Raw genomic sequence first — 3,402 nt, forward strand, 5'->3', positions numbered from 1 at the left:
CCACAACCCCATCGGTTCATCCGATGTCGACGATGACCTTGAGTTGACGTACACAGCATGATCCGTCGGCCCGACCTCCGGGGACGAGGCCCCCGGAGGTCGATGCCGGGGCCTGCAAACCTGACCGAGTTCGGTCCAAGATCAATCTCACCGATACTGGCTGTTCCGTTGGTCCCCGAGGCTGGGTGCTGATCTGCCCCTTGAAGACCTTGTGGCACTCCGCCCGGTGAAGGGCTTCGAGCTGGCTCGCGGGCTCCTGTCGGGCGGTCGACGTCCTCGCGTACCCGATTCGGACCGGCCGCTCGGTTCGCGTCACGGGCACGATCGCGAGCGCCGGACCCTGCTTCCACGCGCGGCTGGGGTGGCGGTCGGCGGGGACGAGGACTTCGAGTTCCTCGCGAAGCGCGGGGACGAGGACGAAGCGGGGGGTGTGGTACTTCGCGGCGGCCTTCCTGCCGCGGGTGCGGCAGACGAAGCGTCAACCCCCACTTCCCCTCCGCTGTTGGACGACCGTCGCCCACCCGACCCACATCACGTCCGTGGGTGCTCCTCGGCAGCGGCGACGTCGCCGAGCCTGGCGTGGATCAGGCCCGATTCGTGGGCCCAGCGGGTGGGCGACGGATCCGCCCGGGTGTCGGCACCGTGAACCGTGACAGCCACTACAGCAGCCGACACCCTCAGACGTTCAGCCCCCGGTCGTCAGGGGCTCACTCACGACGCGGTGGTGAGCACCAGGACGGAGTTGGCACCCACCGTCAGCGTCTGTCCGTTGGTGAAGTTCTTCGTCAGCGTGCCGACCTTTGTGGGAAAGCCGTTTGCGTCGGTGCTCGGGGTGGCACCATCGGTGTAGAGGTACTTGTTGAGGGTAATCCACCCGGTAGGCTCGGTCAGCCTCACCGTCTGTGTGACGGACGTGCGGTTGACGAGGACGAACGTCCAGCCGCCGCCGGGCAGTTGTGCAGCCAGCACGCGCACGCCCGTCGGCTCGGCCGGCGCATGGATGGTGGACCCGGTCGGCAGGTACCGGGTCAGCAGACTCCAGGTGTAGAACCACGGCCGTAGCGCCGTGGAGTGGGCCGACACCTTGTCAGGGTCGTCGTTGCCCCGCCCCCACATCCCGCAGAACGTGGTCGAGGCATAGCCGTCGAGGCACCAGGCTGCCGCTCCGTCCACGCCGCTGCGGGCTTCCTGCACTGCCAGGTCCGCCATGCGCAACGGCTGGGTCGTGTCGAGCGCGAAGCGGTAGTCCTTGTTGCCGTCCGGGTACTGAAGGGCCTTCATCCCCGTCTCCCCCAGCAACACCGGACCGCCCAGCGTCGCCAGCCGGATCTGGGACACCGCCTTGTTCATCACGGGCTCGACGTAGGCCGGGTCTGCGCCGTAGAGCTCCTGGCCGTAGAAGTGGGCCTCGCTCGCTCCCAGCAGGCCGCTCTGTGCGGAGCGCAGCCACCAGGAGTTGTTGCCCTTCCAGGTGCCGGTGTCCATGTCGACCTGTGTCTGCGTCAGATCGTCGAGCGGATCGTCGACAGTCGTGTTGTTGTTGGCGATGTGCATCGACCCGATCGAGTGCTCAAGGGTCGAGGAGGCCACGGACAGGCGGAGGTACTTGCTGCTGGTGATGCCGGAGGCGGTGTACGTGTAGCTCCACATTCCGCCTCCGTTCTTGCCGGTGACCTGGGCGACCGGCGTTGGCGGCGGGACTGCGAGGTTCTTCCAGGCTGTGCCGTCCGACGAGGTCTGGAAGGTGATCGCCGTGTCGGTGGCGCTGTCCGCGTAGATCTGTGCGGTGAACGTGTTGAGTGCGGCGAGCTTCCAGACCAGGGCTGCGTCGCACCCAGAATTGCACTCGGGTGCGGTCTGGCGGCCGAGGTCACCGCCATAGGAGCTGATACCGGCCTCGGCACTGTCGGCGCCGGAGATGACCGTTCTGGTGGTGTCCACCCCGGCGGTTGCGAAGGCGGACGCGAGGGTGGTCGTCGCTGTCTGCCAGTCGGCGTACGTATGGGACTTCGAATCGTTGGCGACGTTGGGCTCGTTGACACCGACCCAGTACGCCGGCGCGGCGCCGACGGCCTGCAGGTGCTTGACCAGCGTCGTCTGGACGGCGGCCGTGTTCGGGGAGGTGTAGGTCAGGTTGTCGATGCCGAACAGCCCGCTGACAACGGGTACGCCCTCGTCCACATAGTGCTTGATCACCTTCTCGGCGTTCAGATAGGCGGCGCTGGTGAAGTCGTAGGTGCCGCCCGCGTCAGTGCCGCTCCAGAACCAGGGCAGGTTGAACATGACCCGGACCACGCCCGGTTTCATGTAGTCGGTGCGGGACACCATCCGATTCCAGTCGGCGGTGTTCCAGCTCGTGCCGCTCGGCGGCTGGGGGTTCTGGTTGTAGCCCAGTCCGATCCAGTGGCTGCTGACCACATCGTCGGTGGTGGCGGCGGCACTCGGGGCCGGGGCCGCAAGCCCAGTGCTGAGCGCTGCCGCAGTGGCTATCACCGTCGCGGACAGCGCCCAGTAGACGGACCGGGCGGGCCGGAAACGTAAGAGTGATCGGGAGCGCATGGATTCCTTCCAGCGTTGTGTGTCGGGGGCGGGCCTGCGGTCGCGGCCTGCCGTCCAGAGCAGGATGGGCGCGGCTCGTGGTGCTCCGGTAGGGCTTGGAGGAGATACGGCTGAAGGGCGCCCCCGCGGTGGCCGTGGACCGCGGCCGGTGGGTAGCCAGCCCCTGAGCTGAATCGGCGTCCAGCCCGAGCATGCGCAGCACCATCTCCGCCGTCTGCTCGCCCGCCGCGTCGTCCAGCTCGGAGGTGGCACGGAGCTGGACCAGCCCGAGGACGGCCCCGCCGACGGCACTCAGCGCGACGCGCGCATCGGCGATCCGGAACCGCCCGGACGCCTTGCCGACCTCCAGATCACGCAAGGCACATGGCCCTGATGGCGATTCTTGAGAACGGCTGTGGCGGATATTTCCTGTCGGACGCGCCGCTGCGCGGTTGGGTGACGGCCGCAACCAACAAGGTCGAGGCGTTCAACGGCTTCAGCGACTGGGTGCGGTTCGGCCAGCGCGGCACCGTGGCGCACAACGACCCGGTCGAGCAGGAGAAGGACGTGAAGTTCACCTCGCTCCTGGCCAACTTGGTGATCTTCCATAACACCCTGGACATCGCTGACGTGGTGCGCCAGCTCCAGGCCGAGGCCTGGGAGATCGACCCGTTGGACCTGGCCAAGATCTCGCCGTACCTGACCGAACACATCAACCGGTTTGGGGTCTACTCCACTCACGAGCTCGGGATGGCCCCGGAGGACTACGACACCCGCCTCGATGTCGACTTCAGCACGCTGGAGGAGGAACGGATCCCGGCCGCTTGAATGCCTGGCGGTCCGAGACGAGCAGGTCACAGGCTC

At 67.3% G+C, this 3,402-nt stretch carries 2 protein-coding genes and 1 pseudogene; 1 reads left to right on the forward strand and 2 read right to left on the reverse strand.

The window, feature by feature from the left end; translation table 11 throughout:
• Nucleotides 1-711 precede the first annotated feature (711 nt).
• Both AB0M99_RS37600 and AB0M99_RS37605 read right to left on the reverse strand, forming a co-directional pair.
• Nucleotides 712-2,559, reverse strand: a complete 1,848-nt coding sequence (locus AB0M99_RS37600) for a hypothetical protein (RefSeq protein ID WP_365928747.1) — start codon at nt 2,557-2,559, stop codon at nt 712-714.
• 214 nt (nt 2,560-2,773) lie between these two features.
• Nucleotides 2,774-3,007, reverse strand: a pseudogene (locus tag AB0M99_RS37605) (hypothetical protein); the annotation flags it as partial.
• Here AB0M99_RS37605 and AB0M99_RS37610 point away from each other — a divergent pair.
• Nucleotides 2,923-3,366, forward strand: a complete 444-nt coding sequence (locus AB0M99_RS37610) for a Tn3 family transposase (RefSeq protein ID WP_365928745.1) — start codon at nt 2,923-2,925, stop codon at nt 3,364-3,366. The pseudogene AB0M99_RS37605 and the gene AB0M99_RS37610 overlap by 85 nt on opposite strands.
• The last annotated feature ends 36 nt before the right edge of the window (nt 3,367-3,402 follow it).

Origin of the sequence: Streptomyces sp. NPDC051183 (assembly GCF_040682455.1) — a bacterium.
Taxonomy (GTDB): Bacteria; Actinomycetota; Actinomycetes; order Streptomycetales; family Streptomycetaceae; genus Streptomyces.